Origin of the sequence: Olivibacter jilunii (assembly GCF_900607235.1) — a bacterium.
In the GTDB taxonomy this organism is placed as follows: domain Bacteria; phylum Bacteroidota; class Bacteroidia; order Sphingobacteriales; family Sphingobacteriaceae; genus Olivibacter; species Olivibacter oleidegradans.
Map to the genome: position 1 here is coordinate 1,179,482 of NZ_LR027848.1, position 18,449 is coordinate 1,197,930.

The 18,449-nt window shown below is 45.2% G+C and carries 24 protein-coding genes; 13 read left to right on the forward strand and 11 right to left on the reverse strand.

The window, feature by feature from the left end; genetic code table 11:
- Positions 1 to 8: 8 nt before the first annotated feature.
- From E0E36_RS04825 to E0E36_RS04840, 4 genes are all read right to left on the reverse strand, one after another.
- On the reverse strand, positions 9 to 806 hold the full coding sequence (locus E0E36_RS04825) for a helix-turn-helix domain-containing protein (protein WP_207303716.1): 798 nt from the start codon (positions 804 to 806) through the stop codon (positions 9 to 11).
- Between the two features lie 327 nt (positions 807 to 1,133).
- Positions 1,134 to 2,102, reverse strand: a complete 969-nt coding sequence (locus E0E36_RS04830; RefSeq protein WP_130854928.1) for a CE1 family esterase — start codon at positions 2,100 to 2,102, stop codon at positions 1,134 to 1,136.
- Complete coding sequence (locus tag E0E36_RS04835) at positions 2,099 to 2,473, reverse strand: hypothetical protein (protein WP_130854929.1); 375 nt, start codon at positions 2,471 to 2,473, stop codon at positions 2,099 to 2,101. Before E0E36_RS04835 ends, E0E36_RS04830 begins: the two co-directional genes overlap by 4 nt.
- Positions 2,474 to 2,630: 157 nt before the next feature.
- A complete protein-coding gene (locus E0E36_RS04840) occupies positions 2,631 to 2,936 on the reverse strand; it encodes a hypothetical protein (protein ID WP_130854930.1) in 306 nt (101 codons plus the stop codon).
- 194 nt (positions 2,937 to 3,130) lie between these two features.
- Between E0E36_RS04840 and E0E36_RS04845 the strand changes: the two genes are divergently transcribed.
- Entirely contained in the window at positions 3,131 to 4,132 is a 1,002-nt protein-coding gene (locus tag E0E36_RS04845; protein WP_013664176.1) for a sensor histidine kinase, read from the forward strand.
- The gene (locus E0E36_RS04850; RefSeq protein ID WP_130854931.1) at positions 4,129 to 4,896 is read left to right on the forward strand and encodes a LytR/AlgR family response regulator transcription factor; all 768 of its coding nucleotides are present in this window, start codon (positions 4,129 to 4,131) and stop codon (positions 4,894 to 4,896) included. The genes E0E36_RS04845 and E0E36_RS04850 overlap by 4 nt, the downstream gene beginning before the upstream one ends.
- 255 nt (positions 4,897 to 5,151) lie before the next feature.
- On the opposite strand, the gene E0E36_RS04855 is transcribed toward E0E36_RS04850, so the two are convergent.
- Together E0E36_RS04855 and E0E36_RS04860 are read right to left on the reverse strand one after the other, a co-directional pair.
- Entirely contained in the window at positions 5,152 to 6,015 is an 864-nt protein-coding gene (locus E0E36_RS04855) for an SDR family oxidoreductase (protein WP_130854932.1), read from the reverse strand.
- A gap of 77 nt (positions 6,016 to 6,092) precedes the next feature.
- On the reverse strand, positions 6,093 to 6,662 hold the full coding sequence (locus E0E36_RS04860; protein ID WP_130854933.1) for a Crp/Fnr family transcriptional regulator: 570 nt from the start codon (positions 6,660 to 6,662) through the stop codon (positions 6,093 to 6,095).
- A 284-nt stretch (positions 6,663 to 6,946) separates the two neighbouring features.
- On the opposite strand from E0E36_RS04860, the gene E0E36_RS04865 reads away from it, so the two are divergent.
- The 10 genes from E0E36_RS04865 (at position 6,947) to E0E36_RS04905 (ending at position 14,009) form a co-directional block, all read left to right on the forward strand.
- On the forward strand, positions 6,947 to 7,141 hold the full coding sequence (locus E0E36_RS04865) for a hypothetical protein (RefSeq protein ID WP_130854934.1): 195 nt from the start codon (positions 6,947 to 6,949) through the stop codon (positions 7,139 to 7,141).
- A 261-nt stretch (positions 7,142 to 7,402) separates the two neighbouring features.
- Positions 7,403 to 8,059: a hydrolase gene (locus E0E36_RS04870; RefSeq protein WP_130854935.1), complete on the forward strand. Its 657-nt coding sequence runs from the start codon at positions 7,403 to 7,405 to the stop codon at positions 8,057 to 8,059.
- Entirely contained in the window at positions 8,014 to 8,568 is a 555-nt protein-coding gene (locus tag E0E36_RS04875; protein ID WP_130854936.1) for a nuclear transport factor 2 family protein, read from the forward strand. The genes E0E36_RS04870 and E0E36_RS04875 overlap by 46 nt, the downstream gene beginning before the upstream one ends.
- Before the next feature lie 200 nt (positions 8,569 to 8,768).
- Complete coding sequence (locus tag E0E36_RS27650) at positions 8,769 to 8,924, forward strand: hypothetical protein (protein ID WP_165446913.1); 156 nt, start codon at positions 8,769 to 8,771, stop codon at positions 8,922 to 8,924.
- Between the two features lie 150 nt (positions 8,925 to 9,074).
- Positions 9,075 to 9,707: a hydrolase gene (locus E0E36_RS04880; protein WP_130854937.1), complete on the forward strand. Its 633-nt coding sequence runs from the start codon at positions 9,075 to 9,077 to the stop codon at positions 9,705 to 9,707.
- A 94-nt stretch (positions 9,708 to 9,801) separates the two neighbouring features.
- On the forward strand, positions 9,802 to 10,740 hold the full coding sequence (locus E0E36_RS04885; protein ID WP_130854938.1) for a helix-turn-helix domain-containing protein: 939 nt from the start codon (positions 9,802 to 9,804) through the stop codon (positions 10,738 to 10,740).
- Positions 10,741 to 10,958: 218 nt separating this feature from the next.
- Positions 10,959 to 11,552 carry a Crp/Fnr family transcriptional regulator gene (locus E0E36_RS04890; RefSeq protein WP_130854939.1) on the forward strand — a complete coding sequence of 198 codons (594 nt, stop codon included), beginning with the start codon at positions 10,959 to 10,961 and terminating at the stop codon, positions 11,550 to 11,552.
- Between the two features lie 89 nt (positions 11,553 to 11,641).
- Complete coding sequence (locus tag E0E36_RS04895; RefSeq protein ID WP_130854940.1) at positions 11,642 to 12,595, forward strand: hypothetical protein; 954 nt, start codon at positions 11,642 to 11,644, stop codon at positions 12,593 to 12,595.
- Positions 12,596 to 12,772: 177 nt separating this feature from the next.
- Positions 12,773 to 13,405 carry a 5'-methylthioadenosine/S-adenosylhomocysteine nucleosidase family protein gene (locus E0E36_RS04900; RefSeq protein WP_130854941.1) on the forward strand — a complete coding sequence of 211 codons (633 nt, stop codon included), beginning with the start codon at positions 12,773 to 12,775 and terminating at the stop codon, positions 13,403 to 13,405.
- The gene (locus tag E0E36_RS04905) at positions 13,389 to 14,009 is read left to right on the forward strand and encodes a class I SAM-dependent methyltransferase (protein ID WP_130854942.1); all 621 of its coding nucleotides are present in this window, start codon (positions 13,389 to 13,391) and stop codon (positions 14,007 to 14,009) included. The genes E0E36_RS04900 and E0E36_RS04905 overlap by 17 nt, the downstream gene beginning before the upstream one ends.
- A 55-nt stretch (positions 14,010 to 14,064) precedes the next feature.
- Here the strand turns inward: E0E36_RS04905 and E0E36_RS28315 are convergent, their stop codons facing one another.
- A complete protein-coding gene (locus E0E36_RS28315) occupies positions 14,065 to 14,175 on the reverse strand; it encodes a two-component regulator propeller domain-containing protein (protein ID WP_423213028.1) in 111 nt (36 codons plus the stop codon).
- 33 nt (positions 14,176 to 14,208) lie between these two features.
- Here E0E36_RS28315 and E0E36_RS04915 point away from each other — a divergent pair, with 33 nt between their 5' ends.
- Positions 14,209 to 14,571, forward strand: coding sequence for a winged helix-turn-helix transcriptional regulator (locus E0E36_RS04915; RefSeq protein WP_130854943.1), 363 nt, complete (start codon positions 14,209 to 14,211; stop codon positions 14,569 to 14,571).
- Between the two features lie 96 nt (positions 14,572 to 14,667).
- Here the strand turns inward: E0E36_RS04915 and E0E36_RS04920 are convergent, their stop codons facing one another.
- From E0E36_RS04920 to E0E36_RS04935, 4 genes are all read right to left on the reverse strand, one after another.
- Positions 14,668 to 15,369: a hypothetical protein gene (locus tag E0E36_RS04920; RefSeq protein ID WP_130854944.1), complete on the reverse strand. Its 702-nt coding sequence runs from the start codon at positions 15,367 to 15,369 to the stop codon at positions 14,668 to 14,670.
- A 151-nt stretch (positions 15,370 to 15,520) separates the two neighbouring features.
- Complete coding sequence (locus E0E36_RS04925; protein WP_130854945.1) at positions 15,521 to 16,102, reverse strand: dihydrofolate reductase family protein; 582 nt, start codon at positions 16,100 to 16,102, stop codon at positions 15,521 to 15,523.
- 198 nt (positions 16,103 to 16,300) lie between these two features.
- The gene (locus tag E0E36_RS04930; protein ID WP_130854946.1) at positions 16,301 to 17,428 is read right to left on the reverse strand and encodes a TlpA family protein disulfide reductase; all 1,128 of its coding nucleotides are present in this window, start codon (positions 17,426 to 17,428) and stop codon (positions 16,301 to 16,303) included.
- Positions 17,429 to 17,653: 225 nt separating this feature from the next.
- The gene (locus E0E36_RS04935) at positions 17,654 to 18,325 is read right to left on the reverse strand and encodes a hypothetical protein (RefSeq protein WP_130854947.1); all 672 of its coding nucleotides are present in this window, start codon (positions 18,323 to 18,325) and stop codon (positions 17,654 to 17,656) included.
- Between the last annotated feature and the right edge of the window lie 124 nt (positions 18,326 to 18,449).

An 18,449-nucleotide genomic window follows, 5' to 3' on the forward strand; every position in this document is an offset into this window, starting at 1 on the left:
TATCTTACTCAACCTTCTTTTATTTTTAGGCGGAAATTTGAGGGGGAAACGTTATACCTGTCGTGAAAACTTTTCGTGAAGTTTGCCAAGTCATTGAATCCACAATCAAACGCAATGTCTGTAATCCGTTCATTAGAAACCGAAAGCAATTCGGCAGCCCGTTCCAATCGTTTCGTTCGGATATAATTGGCAGGCGAATCGTCGTATAATTTTTTAAATTCCCTTTTAAACGAAGAAACGCTCAAATTGGCTTTTTGCGCCAGATCCTCTACACCGACTTGTTCAAATAGATTGGCTTCTATAATCTGCTTGAAGGTATAGGTTGCCGGCGAGAAAAGTTGCGATAGGATGACTTGTATCGTTTCCGCATCTTGCGTTTGCGATAATAAAAGTATGATTTCCTTTAGCTTCAAAACCAAAATTTCATCATTGACCAACGATGGATTTTCAAAATAAAAGAGCAATCCTTCAATATATTTATGAATCAAAAAGTCGTTGTTGATTGCCTTTCTGGACTGATTAGTTACCCGATTAGCTGGCTTAAAGATTAGTGGGATTTCTTTATCGTAAACTTTTTTCAGTATATCCGGATGGAAAGTGACAATAACGATCTCACCTTCGCTATCCGAACCGGTATCATGTATCTGTTTGCCCGAGTTGATGCAGTTAAGCAACAAGGAGTGATGGGTAGGTATCTTCAACTGATCGTCTGCTGATTGGTATTCCATCTCACCTTTCAGCATATATAAGAAGCAAGCCTGCTCGGCCACGGGGAAGGCAAACTCAAAAGGTGGTTTTAAGTCCACTTTTTGGATAAATGTCTTCCCGAATAAGTCGAATTTTTTGTAATCAGTAACCACTCTTAGATAATCCTTTAAATATCAGGTAACTTAACTAATATGACTTCGATAGCCTATGAGATTAAACAAAGCATGCCCATTCAACACCAAATCAAAGATAGATAAAAATGTTGAACGGGACATTGCTTGCTAGTATGTAAAAACCTATTGGTTTTACCCGATTACTATGAAACCAGTAGTGCTTCTGAAGTTATAGGTACTATCAAAACTTTTGAAATTAAGCAGTTTTGTTCCGCTTCTGGTATCCCGTACGATTCAGACCAAAATCGCACATTATGGGATGCGTAAACGCTCAAAAAAATCCCATAGCAAATCGTTTGCATCTATCGCAGCGGATGGCGGTGCAGCACCGGGCCGTACCTGCTCGCCTCCCGGCCATGAGTGGCCGCCGTCCGCGGTGACATAGTGCATGATAAGCGGCGAGCCGGTTTCATCCACCCACTGCATCTGTGTGTATCGGTCGTTATCAACAACCACCTGGGCGTTCGGCAGGCAACCGTTCCGTTTCGCCCATACGTTCAGTACCGAATCAACCGGTGCGAAATGGTACCCCAGCGAGTTTGTGCCGCCTTCATAGGGGACAATCTCATCCAGCACGGAGTGCAGGTGGATGATAGGCAGCGGACGCGATTGTTCGGCCGGAGGGTCGAACACCATCGTGCAGCTCACGGGCGCTATGGCGGCAATCTTTTCAGGAATCTCCGCAGCCAGCCGGTAGGCGAGCATTCCGCCGTTGGACATGCCGGTCACATAGATGCGTTTGGCATCGATGCGGTATGTCTCGATCAATCTGTCGATGAGCTCGCTGATGAACTCCACGTCGTCCACATGCTCGCGCATCGCAAAATCGCAGCACGATCCGGCATTCCACGTACGTATGCCGAGACGGCCATCGCTCCTGACGCCGTTGGGATAAACGGCTACGAATCCCGCTTCGTCGGCTTTCTCAGAGAGATGGTAGTGACGGTCAAACTGTACTGCACTGCCTCCTGTGCCATGCAGCCCGATGACCAGTGGAAACAGGGTATCGCCTTCTTCATATTGGGGCGGCAGGTGCACATTGAACGTGCGTGCACGGCCGCCTACTGTCAGGGTATCCCAGTCGACAAGGCGCTCCCAATCCATCCAATCTCCCCATGGGTAACGGGGAGCTGGATCGGGCGCTTCGTCAGCACATCCACCAAACAAAAAAAATGGCAGCACTATCAGTAGCGCTAAACGGATATATCTCTTCGCGTTCATGATTTTTTGCGACTTTTTAATTCACTCCTCATCTCTTTCTGCATCGCCTTGTAGCGTTTGTACTGATTCCCGTCGAGCACCTGCTTCATTTGCTCATCGCGCGTTTCGCTAAGCGTTCGATACATTTTGAACTTCGACAATTTGGAACCGTTCGATGCCTTGAGCCCGGCCAGTCCTTCGAAGTATGTGGCATTGATTGATTTCACCTGCTCCTGCTGTTGGTCCGATAGATTCAATTCGGCCCGGTATTGCTCCATCTTAGCCAACAGTTCTTCCTTCTGCTCATTGGTGAGCTTCGATTGTGCGAATGCACCGGTGGTAAGGCCACTGACGACCAATATTAACACCCATTTTAAGACGTTCTTTTTCATATGATATTACTATTTATTGATGCAAAGCTCGAAGGAATCGAAACATGTTTAATATAAAATGATGATGAAACGGACAGATTGCCCAATGAGAGGGAACTGTGTCCGTAGCAAATCACCGGCCGCTTCTATCCTGTAAGATGACTCTTGCATGCTATGATTAAGGTTTGTAAATGACAGTCTTCCTTCGGACGACCGTTGTTGACGACAGCGGCTGAACAGGGAAGGGAGCTACTATTACCGGCTTTGGCGTTATAATCACCGGAGCCGGCGCTACCACTACCGGCCTTGGGGTTACGATCACACGGGGCAACGGCCTTACCACGGTCATTCTTGCCGGCGGAAGCGGAGCTACAACCACCCGGCGCACCGGCCGTCTTACTACAACAACCTGTGCATTTACTTCGGAGACGATGGTACCCAGTACCAGTGTCAAGGGGATAATTAGTTTCTTCATGATATTCATATTTCTGTTATGGTTGTTTCGACATTGCGGACCCGAGGAAGTAGACCACTTTGGTATGAAACGGCCACATATCGAGATGAACAGGTCATTACCGAACATAGGATTAGCCTCACAGCTTTCCGTTCATCGGCCTTTTTGTCCGTTTGATTATCACGGGTAAACCTTCCTGTCTGCCAAAACAGTACCTTTGTACCATGAAGCGACTATACCCCCTCACCGGGTCTATTATTTCTCTGTTTATTGCACTCCTAGGCTACGTGCTGCGCAGCTACCGGGAAGAAACAGCTTCCTCATTGCTCACTTTTGCCGGTTCTTTTGTTAACGTATTCCTGAGTTGGCTAGTGATACAAAGTGTCATACAGCTAGATAAGCCACGGTGGCACGGGTGGAAAGCCGCTATTGCCATTGCAGCATGCATGTGTATTTCGTTAGTTGTTTTTTATAGCATTCAGGATATCGGTGAAATCCGCGGACGGGTAGCAGCACTACCACGAGGCATGCGCGTCGTATATTTTTTACTCCTGATGCGGGGGATGGTATTAGGCGGGTTCCTGTATTATATCGTCTACTTGTTACGAATGGCGGAAGTGACCCAACGGTCTAGGTTAGAAAACGAACGGCTGAAAAAAGAAAACCTGCAAGCGCGGCTCAGTCTCTTGCAGGAACAGGTGAGTCCACATTTCCTGTTCAACTCGTTGGGCACACTTCAAAGTATGATCAATGAACGCGCACCGCGCCAATTTATCCAACGCCTCGCTGACGTATACCGCTACCTGCTGAATAACCGCATGGCCGATCTTGTATACCTCCGTGCAGAGCTTGATTTCGCCCGGTCCTACCTATATATCCTTCAGGAACGGTTTGAGCACGCTTTGTTCGTAGATATCGACATCACTGAGCAATTCCTCGGCATGAAACTACCGCCCATGACCTTGCAAGTGCTCATCGAAAACGCTGTCAAGCACAATGTCGCCGATGTCGAAGTACCCCTGCACCTGCAAATCAACGCCACGGATACCAACCGGCTTACCGTCAGCAACTCCCTGCAACCGAAACCTACACAGGGAGACAGCCTGGGCACCGGATTGGACAACATCCGCGAGCGCTACCGCCTGCTAGCTGGTCAAGAAATCGAGGTGTTGAAAACCGCTCACGCATTCACCGTATCCGTTCCTCTGTTAAATGACCCGCTATGAACATCCTGATCATCGAAGACGAAACTAAAACGGCCAAGGCCTTGAAAGCAATGATAGAGCGACTCGGTGACGATTTGCATGTCACAGGCATCGTCCCATCCGTAAAAGCTGCTATCCAATGGCTGGGTAATCAGTCTACACCGGAACTCATCCTTTCGGATATCCAACTTTCCGATGGATTGAGCTTCGAGATCTTCCGCACCGTCCAGCCTCCCTGTCCGGTTATTTTCTGTACCGCCTACGATCAATACGCCATACAGGCCTTCGAGGCCAATGGTATCGACTATTTGCTAAAGCCCATCGATGAAGATAAACTAGCCAGGGGCCTACGCAAATATGAGCAGATGCGGCAGTTGATGGGGGGCCGAGTGCAGACTATCCCGCCCGGATTGGAAACCCTCCTTAAACAACTGGTGCATCCTGCCTACAAGTCTAGTCTACTGGTCTTCAAAAACGAGAAAATCATTCCCATATCCACCAAAGACATCGCATTTGTCTACTCGGTTGGAGGCATTGTACATGCCTATACCCAAAGAGGCGAAACGTACCTGATCCAAGAAGTGTTGGACGAGCTGGAGTCTATACTGGACCCGTCTCTGTTTTTTCGTGCCAATCGGCAATTTATCATCAACCGTGCCGCCGTCCAGATGGCCGAGCACTTCTTTAATCGAAGGCTCATCGTCAAGTTGAGTGTCGAAACTCCTGAACGGATAGTTGTAAGCAAGGTAAAAGCCTCAGATCTACTCGCTTGGCTGGCCTCGTAGTTAAATTGCAGTATCCAAGCAGACCTAGTCATTATTGACAAGGTAAAATTGCATTACAAAAAAGAGATGCATTTTGCGAAACAACCCAATTATTTGGTGATTCGGTTCAAAGCACAAAGCATTATTGTTGAGTGATCCGGTTAAGGATCTGAAGTAATTCAGTTGGTTTGGAGAATTATGAAATCAACCGATGTCCTTCAATCAGAGGGACACCGGGGGATCAGGGCGGCATAAAGCCTGAGGAGGGTAAGACGTTTAAGCTAAAAGCTCCCTAAGACCATAGGCTTCCATGGTCTTATTAAATTCGATCTGCGTGCCTTCATTGATGGCACTGATAAACTGTCCTGTGGTTGGGTCGACCACTGTCCTTACCGGTCGTTCACCTTTCGGCATGCCGATCAGTTTAACTACGGCGTCGGCGATGTACTGCGGATCCGGCTTATGCGTCTCAAAAAGCTGGCCGATAGCTGCGAAGATCTTTCCTGGATATTCTTCAAGCGCTCTATACCCTTCGGCGACAGCGGTATCGGCACCTGTCTGCACTTTTGAACCCATTTCAGTGGGAAAGCCACCCGGTTCAAGAATGACCGCATCAACGCCTAACGGCCTGAGCTCATAATAAAGACCCTCGCACAGCCCTTCCAGACCGAACTTCGAGGCGCAGTACATGGTGAAGAACGGGAAGCTGACCCGGCCAAAACCGCTAGTCACGTTGATGATCAGACCCTCTGAACGCTCACGCATTCCGGGCAGAGCGAGCTTCATCAGTCGCCATGGACCGATAACGTTAATGTCCAGCATACGCTGTAGATCGGCAGCTGTGGAGGTTTCACCCACGCCGAACATGCTTGCACCTGCATTGTTCACCAGAACATCAACCTTTCCTTCTATGGCAATGATGCTGTCGAAAGCTTTTTTGACACTCGCTTCATCGGTTACCTCCAGGTCTACCACGGTAATGTTCTCCACCTGGGACAGGGCCTGTGCCTGTGCTGCATTTTTGCTTGCTGTATCTCTCATGGTGGCATAGACCTTATGCCCCAGAGCTGCGGCACTTTGAGCGGTCAGCCAGCCGAACCCGCTGTTGGTCCCTGTGATCAGTACGACTTTTTTACTCATTTTTATTAACGCTTAGATATCGATACAAATATTGGGATCTGGCGTTCAAAACTGTTTATCATATGGTAAAAAATGAGCTAACGCAGATTTTTTCTGATCCTGCTAAGCGATTGCTGCGTGACGCCGACATAAGAAGCAACGTAGGCCAGCGGTATGCGGGTGACCAGAGCGGGAAAGCTTTCCAGGAATGACAGATAACGCTCCGTAGCGTCGTTGGAGACCATCGGACTGCGTCTCGACAGCGATTCGTTCAAGCATTTTTTGACCATTTTGGTCTCTATGTTGCTCCAGGTTATGATCGTCGCCAGCAGATAATCCCAGTCCTCCTTCGTGAACACGAGCAGTTTGCAATCGGTGACGGTCTGTATATATTCAGCCGAAATGATCTGCGCCTCGAACCTCGGAAAATCGGTAATGAACTGGCCCTCGCCGACAAAATAGTGGGTGACCTCCTGACCTTTGTTATCGTAGTAGCAGAACCGCAGGACGCCTTCCAAAATGTAGCCAATCTGCTTCGGCACTTTACCGGCTTCGGAAAAGTAGGTCTCTTTGGGAAATTCGACGAGTTTGGCTTTGCTGGTGACCATTTCCGCCTGCTGTTCATTCAGGGTATCGAATTGCTGTAAATAATCAAGGAGTTCTTTCATGTACTAAAGATCATAATAATTTCACAGGAAGTATTTACCATATGGTAAAAAAATGACGACGCTAAGGGGCTCAGGCGAGTATTACCTTGCCCGGCCAGCCGGATAATCCGTCGTTCATTCTGCAGGAACCGGGGCCTTCACTCGCAGAACCATTCAGACACCCAATAGGGATACACAAAACAGCGATCTGGTTATTCCGTTCCAAATACGACGCATTTAAATTTGCGTGGTACGGGGCAGAATATACCAGACATTATTATTAAACATCAAAATTAAATAAGATCATGAAAAACACGCCTGCTAAGGAAAAACCGGGAAACAGAAAAGAATTTATCAAAGTGGCGCCAAATGTGCGTCTCCACGTGACAGACCTCGGCGAAGGGAAACCGCGGGTGTTGATATGCAGTCACGCAGTCGCTCATCACCCTAAAAGACCCGCAGCATTGCAGAACCAAAAACGGAGCATAACGGTTCGATGAGCGCAGCCCGGTTGACAGAATCGGAAACGTCGACATAAATCTACGACTTTTAAAGGCCTATGTCATCTTTTCACGCTAGCCGAAACAAGTAGATTTGTGGCAACGACCGGGAAAAGCGACATACGTGAAAACGAACAAATTTACTATCCGGCAGCGGACCATCGCCCGTAGTTCACTGACTGGCCATTACAGGCCGGAAACACCCAGGTCTATGCAATCTATGAGAATAGCTATTGATAAATAACCATATACTATCAGATCATGTCAAACATTCAAAAAAAGGGCCTTGACGCCCTGTTACGGCCGGAAGACAGTATCCTTGTACTGATCGATCACCAGCCTTTTCAGTTCACCAACCTGAACAGCCACGACCCTGCGGTCATCATCAACAATGTGACCGGCCTTTCCAAAGCGGCTAAAGTGTTCAAGGTACCTACCATCCTGACCACCGTGATCGAGGAGCGCGGAGGATTGATCATCAAACAGCTGCAGGAGCTTTTTCCTGATCAGAAACCGATCAACCGTACCTTCATCAATACCTGGCAGGATCCCGCTGTTACCGATATCGTTGCCGCAAGCGGCCGTAAACAGCTGATCATCGCAGGTCTTTGGACGGAGGTCTGCGTGGCGATGCCGGCGATCCAGGCGGTGGCCGAAGGCTATGATGTTTTCGTCGTTACCGATGCCTGCGGCGCTGTTTCAAAGGAAGCGCATGATATGGCGATACGCCGTATGGTGCAGCATGGCATCACGCCAATTAACTGGATGGCGGTCGCTTCAGAATGGCAACGTGACTGGGCACGTACAGAGACCGCAGGACAACTGGCCAGTGTGCTGTTCGAGAATGGCGGTGCCAGCGGAGTGGCATTAGCATGGGAGCTGCAGTTACTGGCTACACCGGTGCCGGCAGAGAAATAGCCGCCGTGCAGCGGCATGCCGGACCGAACGGCATGCCGCTTACTTCTAATTCGTTTAACATTCAACACTTACTGATCATGCGCTATGAACTATCCCGGATCATGGAAGAAAACCTCGATCAGGTCTGGAACGAAAAGGACCCGGCAGCCAGGCTGAAAGCCATTAAAAAGATATACAGCGAGTCAGCGATACTACATCACGTAGAGGACCAGGTGACCGGCTTTGACGCCATCAATGAAAGCGTTTCCACAACACAAAAGGTACTGCCTTCCAATTTCGTGTTCACTAAACAGAGCCCCGTTATCATCAATAGCGGGATCGGCAGGCTGGTTTGGGGCGTGGGCCCGGCGGGGCAGCAGCCCGTCGCCACGGGGATGGACATTGTTCAATTCCATGATGGCAAGATCGTGGCACTGTTCAATTCCATGATAGCAAGATCGCGGCACTTTACGTGTTGCTGGACAGCGGTCCGAAATAAAATAGCATTGGACAGCCATCGCAGACAGTAACATTAATCAATAGAACGGAGAACCTTATCTCGTCCGCCACGGCGAGAAGCAACAGTTGTATTTTAAGGAAGATCAGATCAGAATCTGGGATAACCATGTTTGACCTTATCGAAGGCCATATCGTCTACATCAAAAGTCCTTTCATCCAGGTGATTTCTTGAACTAGTTAAATGGACAGGAATTTTCAGATCGCCAATTTTGTGTCAGACCCGGCGTCGATCGGAAGATATGGAGGATCGATCGTCTATGGCGCTCAAAGCTACCGGAGCATCGCGCCCGCAGCCTTGCCGGTCATACCGGAATGGTCGCCCTTCATCAATGATATCATCGATGCACACCGGGACGGTTTTTTATGAGTTATCAGGCACAATTCAAGTTTTAAGAAATATGAAAAATATGAAGAACGATCTGGCCGGGCCGGCTTTCTTTAACAATGCAAACAGCGGAAAAACCGCAGCGATCACAGAACTGAACAAATATTTATTAACCATTTAATTATTCATACCATGAGCAGTATTACACCCATCCGCGATCCGAAGAACGATCATCTGATTACACCTGAAAATTCAGCATTGATCCTGATCGACTACCAACCCCTTCAGGTCAATTCCGTAAGGTCGATGGACCATGAACAATTGGTCAAAAACATCGTCACCGTGACGAAACTTGCAAAAGGATTCAATCTGCCGATTATCCTGACCACAGTTAATGTGGAAAGCGGCATTAACAAACCGACGGTGAAGCACCTTAAAGAGATCTTACCCGACGTGCAGGAGATCGACCGCACGACGGTCAATTCCTGGGAGGACAAGGAATTTCAGGAAGCTGTAAAATCCCTCGGCAAAAAGAAGCTCGTTATTTGCGCATTATGGACGGAGGTTTGTCTGTGCTTTCCGGCGCTGGATCTTCTTAAAGAAGGTTATGAGGTGTACACCATTGTCGATGCGATAGGCGGAACCTCGACTATTGCGCACGAGGTTGCCCTGCGCCGGATGGAGCAGGCGGGCGTTCAATTATCTTCCGTTACCCAGTTTGGCTGTGAACTGCAAAGAGACTGGAACCGCCTAGAGACCAAGCAGGTGTTTTTCGATAATTTAATGGAGAACGGCTCCTTTTTTGTGGAAACACTTCGCTGGTAGAACCTGCGACAAAAACCTTTCAGACCAGGTCCGCGGGCCTGGTCTGCTTTTGATATGCACGTCTGATCAGACGACAAATGATAGGGGGGCCTAAATGAAAATCATCAGTACCATATCCGACAAACATCGCCTGCTGTCCTTACCTGATCCGCTTCACCCTTTGATCAGCGTCGTTCGGATAGCGGATGTCCGTGCGGCGGCCGATTCAGTCTTGGAACGTTTTTCCTTGAATTTTTACTGCATCGCTTTGAAAAGGAATGTTAAAAGTAAAATGCAGTATGGTCAGCAGCAATACGATCACGATAAAGGGATACTGACCTTCCTGGCGCCCAAAAAAATCCTTTCGCTGGACGGTCCGCCGGTTTACGAGGTTGGTGAAGATGCTGGTTACGCGCTATTTTTTCACCAGGATTTCCTATATAGCTTCCCGTTGGCTACCAAGATCAAAAACTACGGATTCTTCTCCTACGTATCCAGTGAAGCGCTTCACCTTTCGGAAAAGGAAGAGAAGTACATCGCAGAGATTTTTTTAAAGATCGAAGAGGAGTATCAGCATCTGGATGAACACTCACAGGAGGTCATCATCGCACAAATAGAATTGCTGCTGAGTTACAGCAACCGGTTTTATGAGCGACAGTTCGTCACACGTAAAACGGTCAATCATGCCGTGATCACTAAGTTAGACCTAATCATGAATAATTACTTCGACAAAAAGCTCGCCTTAAAATCCGGTATACCCACAGTCGAGTATATAGCTGCCTGCCTTAACCTTTCGCCGCATTATTTCAGCGATCTGCTCCGGTCGATAACCGGTCAGGGGGCACAGTATCATATACAGGAGAAGCTGATTGACAGAGCCAAAGAGTATCTGTCCGTCACGGATCTGACGGTCTCGGAGATCGCTTACCAGCTAGGGTTCAAACACCCGCAGTCGCTCAATAAGTTATTCAAGAGGAAAACCAGCACATCACCATTAGAATTCCGAAGGAACTTAAATTTAACACCGAATTTGTTTTTGCACGGGCAAACGTGAAGGACCTTGATCAGCTACCCGTCCTGAAAGAGCGACCGGCCATATTAACTGCCTCTATCCTGCAACGGCAGTGTTTCCCGAAAAAAAAGCCGGTCAATTTCATTTTTTACCATATGGTAAGCAGATTAAAATAATAGTTTACAAGATTTGTAAGGCCATTCCCAATTTCTGAACAATGGGTAAAAATTGTAAGACTTAACATATTCAATCCGATCGCGATGTTCGAAAATATACTTCTTAATGTCAGCAGGTACATCACATTGACGGATGATGAAAAAGAAACTTTCACCAGCTTATTAGAGCGAAAAATGGTTCCGCGCAAGACCGTTCTGTTGCGAGCCGGCGATATATGTCAATTCGAGGGTTACATCGTTAAAGGATGTGCAAGAATCTACCACGTAGATTTTAATGGCTGTGAAATCATTCTCTCTTTTGCGGTTGAGGATTGGTGGATAAGTGACATCGCTTCGTTTCATGAGCGAAAGCCGTCAACGTTTTTCATCGAAGCGCTTGAAAAGACAGAGCTTCTGATGCTTAGTCGCCGGAGCAAGGAAAGGCTCCTTCATGAGATACCGAAATTCGAGCATGTTTTCCGGATGCTTGTTCAGCGAAATCTATGTACGATCCAGAACAGGCTGGTAAGTGCAATCGGTAAGTCGGCGATGGAACGATATGTTGAATTCGTTACCCTGCATCCAACTGTTCCGTCGCGAGTTCCGCAATATCACATTGCATCCTACATAGGTGTCTCGCCTGAGTTTATCAGTATCATCAGAAGACGGCTGGCATCTAAAACAGACCCAACCCCTTAAACCGGATACTGTTGTATCATCCTTGGCTATGAACGTTCCTTCCGGATTTTTAAAGGACTTGCCCATTGATCAATTATTAACATACAGTAATGACACGCATTCAACTAAGCTATTTGTCGATCATACTATCGATAACATATTTCGGGACACGGGCGAGCGCGCAGGTCTTTGAAAAAACACCTGTGCTGCATGGCGACTCGGTCGTTTTTCCCATCACGCTTATAAACGGCTACCCGTTCATCTCAGGAGCGGTAAACGGTGTAAGTGGCAAGTTTATGTTCGATACAGGCTACAGAACGTCCATATCGTTAAATGATAACCTTATCGATCTTCCCAACAAAAAAACGAAGAGCACCGGTATCACCGGCAGCGGGCATGGTTTCAAGATCAATACGAACGACACCGTTAGGGAAATCAGATTCACGAACGGTGTTATCTATCGAAATCTTGAGAATATCAGCAGCGGAAACTATGATTTCCTACAGAATTATATCACACCTGATTGCCTGGGCTACATAGGCCATGATTTCTTTACCGGCTATCTGTTTAAGCTAGACTATATCCACAGAAAGGTCACCTTCTATAAAAGCTCTGCTGAACGTAACCAATGCAAGGATTTTTTGAAGGGCGAACAAGTATTGGCTGTTATCAATTTTGAGAACAGAAAGTTGCCGAATCACCCGATGGTCAGACTATCGATAGACGGGATCAATGTTTTAGGGGCATTTGACACAGGCCAGAACGGCTTGTTGCAATTGGATGAACCATCCGGTAAGATATTGAAAGGCCGCGGTTCCGTTCAAATTTCCGGTACTGACAGTGGCGGCGATACAATATTGACCATAAAGAATGTGATCATCGACGGAAAATATAAATTCACATTAAAAGGTGTAGAACTCTCTTCTCTGAAAGGCACGCAGGTTATCAGAAGAGAGCTGGCAATAACCGAACCGAACCTGATGAATTTAGGGTATCGCTTCTTATCGCAATTTAAAACGGTATGGGATTACGCCAATTCCAAGATTTACTTACTGGAATACTGAAATAGATCAGTCGACCTATCGTAAGTAGTTGAGAAAAGATAGAGCACAAATTGGAATATTAAAGAACGGAATTGACAGTCAGGTGTTTTCCCCGCAGGTGCTTTGGTAACATTGTTGACCGAACAGTTAGCACTAAAAGTTTAACTTTGTAGGATATTAATCCATTAAAAAGAATTGATGATTACCATTAACCCCAAATATGCTTTTCCTGTTGAGGACGTACTGTTTACGTTCGCACTGGCATCTGAAGCAGCCGATGTATTTACGGATTACAAGCACCTGATATGCGGAATTGGCAAAGTAAATGCGGCTTATAACCTGATGAAAGCCATACAGCAGGAAAAACCGAAATTGATTGTCAATTTAGGTTCTGCCGGAAGCAACCATTACAAAAAAGGCGACATCGTCTGCTGCACCAAATTCATACAACGGGATATGGACGTTAGAGGATTGGGCTATGAGCAGTACGAAACGCCCTTATCGGGATTGCCTCCAATCCTTGAATACGGTTTGCAGATGGACGGACTACCCGAAGCCGTTTGCGGAACGGGAGATAATTTTGAAATGGCACATTCCACTACTATTTATAATGTGGTGGATATGGAAGCCTACGCATTGGCTCTTGTGGCAATGAAAGAAAATATCCCTTTCCTCAGCCTCAAATACATATCGGACGGAGCAGACGGCAATGCGGCAGAAGACTGGACAGTACAGGTACACAAAGCTGCACTGGCATTTGGCAAAATACTAAAGCTGGGCAAACAGGATATTCCGGTAACATATAATGAGCAATATGGAAGAATTACATAAAAAACAGCATTGGGAAACGATTTATGAAACCAAAAGCGCCGAACAGGTAAGCTGGACACAGGAAGTACCGAAAACTTCACTGGATTTTATTCATTCGTTCGGCGTAGATAAAACGGCTCGCATTATTGATATTGGTGGTGGCGACAGCAAATTGGTGGATCACCTGCTAGACAACGGTTGTGAAAATATAACCGTTTTAGATATTTCAGCCAAAGCATTGGACAGAGCCAAAGCCCGCTTAGGCAACAAAGCCGAAAAAGTAAATTGGATAGTCAGCGACATTACCGAGTTTGAGCCGGAAACGGCTTTTGATATTTGGCACGACAGGGCAACATTTCATTTTCTGACAACCAAAGAACAGGTAGCAAAGTACCTCGATATTGCAAGGCAGCGCGTAAGCGGCTATATGACCATTGGTACGTTTTCAACAAACGGACCAACAAAGTGTAGTGGACTGGATATACAGCAGTACGACGAGCAAACTTTGACAGCAGAACTCGAAAATGGTTTTGATAAATTAAAGTGCATTACGGAAGACCATACTACGCCATTCAATACCAAGCAGAATTTTTTGTTCTGCAGCTTTAAACGACAAGTGAATTAAATCAGAACTATTCGATGTCCTATCTTGCAAAAGTTCGATCTGCTCATCTACAGTTTTAACCATCATAACGATACACCCCGTTTAATGTGCCAAACCAAATACTTCCATCGTTCGCTTCCAGAATGCCAAAAATCATCTCGTCATTTGACTTTTTCGAATAGTCAATCTAGCTGAGAATGCCGGATACGGATTTGATAAAATGGAAGAAGGCTGGAAACATTATACCGATACCGCTCCAATTTTTGAACAAGGTACCAATTTTACAAAAGTGGAATTTTGGTTGTCTGCAAAAGAGATTCAAGGTGGTCAAACTGGTGGTCAAACTGGTGGTCAAACTGGTGGTCAAACTGGTGGTAATATTGATGTATTAACTGATAGGCAAAGAGAAGCTTTGACTTTAATAAAGGCAAAAAGATCAATCGGCCGAAAAGAGTTAAGTGCAATTTTGAACATAAACGAATCCGCCGTACAGAAAATATTAAATGTTTTAAAAAGCAAAGGATATATTCAAAGAGGAGGAAGAGCAACTTTTGGAGGGTATTGGGAGATTTTAAAAGAATGAACATATAAGCATATGTACCTTATCTAACACCAGGATAAATTTTGGAGGTTTATTTTGTCAAGGTTATTGGTTGCAAATCTTACCGTGTCACGCTTATCAGTTTTGTTGCTTAAAGCCAAAGTATGTGAAGAAACGTTGAGTCCCGTTCCAGCAGCAATCGCTATCTACATATTCCTTTTTTAAGGAGCCGTATGTCATGGTATACGTTTCCGTAAAAGTGCAGAAACCTTGGTCAGGAAGCAGGGGAAGTTCACATTCAAACTTGGTTAAGTACTCAATATCTTCCTTGTTGAGCTTGCGTTCTTCCTTGCCATATTGTAAAAAGTATGCCCCCTCATTCCGGCTTAGCAGTACCGAATCTTTACCCGCATTAAAACATCCTTGTAGGTTGAAGACAAATTTTATAGTTTCAGTATCTTTTAGTTTAGCGATCCAGCTTTCATCAAGATGTTTACGATAGTCGGTTGAGTCAAGAAAAAGCGTTGTGTTCTTTCTTTGTGAATTTTCCGCCGATACCGATTTCTCTACCACGTTGCCCAGTACATTTTTAAACTTAAAATTATATTGAGCCGCGTTTGGATACACCAGTAAGGTGTCACGCTGATTGTTCTGCGGGAGCCATACGGTTAACAACGAATCGTTTCTAAAGATCGTCACCGAGTCGAGAGAAAGATATGGACTGCCGTAGGCACTGTCAAGAAGGCCCACATCCACCACGAGTTCCGAATCCAGCTTCTTTTGCAGACCGCCGCAGGCAACTAGGGTAAACATCAAAATGGATAGAATACGAACTAACATTAATAACATTTTATAGAAGGATGAAAAAGAATGAACTTTTCCATATGCATCAACAATATTTTCAAGAACCAGTTGATATGCTTTCAAAGTTCTTTTGCAAACTTAAGGATGTTGATAGTAAATGCTCACTACTTTCTCGATAATAGAAACGCTAGCTAAGTGACCTAGGTCTATATTTTAGTAGAACAATACCCGTGTCATATTTCTTAAGGTCGATCAACTCCAGGTTGATGTATCCATCACCGGTAGGGAATAAAGGCCTACCACCACCTAAAGCAACTGGACAAAGTTGTAGATGATACTCATCGATAAGCCCACACTTCATTAAAGACTGTGCAAGGGTTATACTGCCCCAAATGACCATATTTTTTCCCGGTAAAGCCTTTAGTTTTGCGATTTCCTCAACAGCATCACCATTAACAACTTTTGCATTTTCCCATTTACCCCAGTTAGCTTCATTAAGTGTGTTAGAAAATACGAGTTTCGGCGTCCTATTTAAACTTTGCGCAATTGGCTCTTTTTCCGAATCAGCGGTAGGCCAGAAATCAACAAACATTTCATAAGTTATCCTACCAAGCAGTATCGTGTCAATATTGTCCATAAATTTCACCTGGTCAAGGTCGGAGTATTTGTATGCTTCGTTATTGATATCCGTGAAGAAAGTGAGCTGGCCGTCCTTATCAGCAACATAGCCTTCAAGAGAAATCCACTCCTGTAAAATGATTTTTCGCATAGTTATGAATTTAAAATATCGTGCTTACTGATTGCAAAAATAAGTAGTACCCAGAAGTTCTTATAAGTGTAAATCTGTCAATTCAGCGGTGTACTTGCGACATACAAAGCATACGTATTTTATCAATAAATTCTTTTGTGTCTTAACAATCGTGCATCATGTTTATCAACACCTAAAGCCCTAATTGTCGTTTATTTGCTAATCCGATAGCGTGAGGGTACTCAGTTTTCGGTTCAGCTCATCACCGCGTAAATTCCTGCCGATAATTTTTCCTTCAGGATCAAGCAAAAAGTTATCAGGTACCGACCTTACCAGCAGTTTTTTTGCAAGAGGGCTATTAAATAAACCCGTTAGTTCCGAAACATGCGTCCATGGCAATCCATCATCGTTGATTGCCTTTACCCAATTGTCGCGTTTATCATCAAACGAAACGGCCAAAATCTCGAATCCGCTCGGTTTATAGGTATTGTAACTTTTAACCAAATTGGGGTTTTCGCGCCTGCACGGCACGCACCAACTGGCCCAAAATTCGACAAGTACATATTTACCCTTATAGTCGGAAAGACTGATTGTGTTACCTGCGGTATCCGCCAAAGTAAAGTCGGTTAACTGTTCACCCAATTGCACCGATCGTTGTTTGCTAAGAAGCTCTTGTATACGTTTACCCCTTTTTGTCGATCTGATCTCGGGTGTTAGTTGATCGAATAACCGTTGGCTACGAGCATAAAAAGAAGGTTCATGATGTACATAGCCGGCTAGCAAACTGGCTGCATAATGTGTATTGGGATGGTCTTCAATAAATTGGAAATTTAGCGCATCACGTTCTCTGGTCAATGAATCGAAAGCACGTTTATCTTCTGCTGTATAATTATCCGATCTGATTTTTTTTCGCAAGGAAGCTATTTGTTTATTGAGCGGTTTTTGTTCATGATCTAGCTCATCCTCTAAGCGTTGCGTTTCTGAGTTTCGGACAATTTGTTTACGGAAGCCTCGAAGCCCTTTAAAATAAGTTTCTTTATCCGGTTCCACCCAGAAAGAATAGCACAACCAATTACCCAGCACATCCTTATCATAAACGTTATCTACAGAAAGCGATACAGATGTTGGTTCACTTATATGGCCGCTTAAAATGAAATGTCCTTTTTTATCCAGCTCAATGGTGTCGTAGCGGAGACCATCGGCGGAATAGTAATTCACATAATAAGACGCATGTGGAACTGTATCGATCGAGCCGATAACTTTAAATGGTTTGGCATCCTGTGCACTGATAGTTCCGACGTTAACGAACACAGCGAAAGTTAATAGAATCAAAAGACAATGTTTCATGTATCGTTTTTTTAGCGCATCCAGTTGGAGAATAGATCCCGTGATGACTTCTATAGTTGGTTTATAAAAATCGATAAATTTTCAGCGTGCAATTGCATCCAGTGGTCAGTCAATGCTAATATAATTAAATTTGTTGAAAGTTTAAAATACGGCGATTTTCAACTTCTCATACTGCAGGTATATTCTTAATTGCAATGAACTAGGTTTGTTTTCTTAAAGATGGGTTTATTCAAATACGGAATTTTTTCCGAAAGACCTCAATAGAAGGCGTTTTATCGATATAATATGTTGGCGGTCTTCCTCGGGAGGGCACTCCTTTTGTAGGTCTTCCGGTGCAAAATAGCTTAGCTTCTTGCTGTCCGTTTTAGTTACCAGCCTGACATTATAGCTGTGGGATTCCATATTCCGACCCTTGTACTCTTCAATCGTGTTGCCATCCTTATCTTTCGTTACTTTTGGTTTAATGGGACATCCTGTACCCAATATTGCATTATCTTTTAATTGCCACGGGTGGTGTTGCATCAATGCACTCCATAGCTTTTTACCTTTCTTTTCACTTATTGGATGCACTTCAAAGAAGGGGCCGACTACACTGCCGCGACGACTGTATTTCGTTCTGGAAATATAGTCGGCTAATGACCTTGGCACACCCTCGTAACTAGAGATTTCGCGCATGGCGTAGCGATAGGAGAATAGGCTTATTGTATCACCCTTCTTGCTGATGATCAATATATTTTCCGGTGCAGTGTTAAACGGAATCGAACCGGTAAAGATTATTGTACTGTCGGCATGTAGCCTAAAGATGCTATCCAATTCGTTGATCCGGTCATTGGCTTTAGCAATATGCGTTTGGCATATAAGTGTAGCAAATATCGAAAAAAGTAATATCCGTATCATATTCTTAATCGTTTCCTGTTGGATGTATATAGAAAACAAATTCCATAAAAAGACGCATTGTAGACCGCTCACTAAAAGGCATTAACTTTTGGAGAAGCGGCTAACCAAGAGCTGCTTTTGCCAA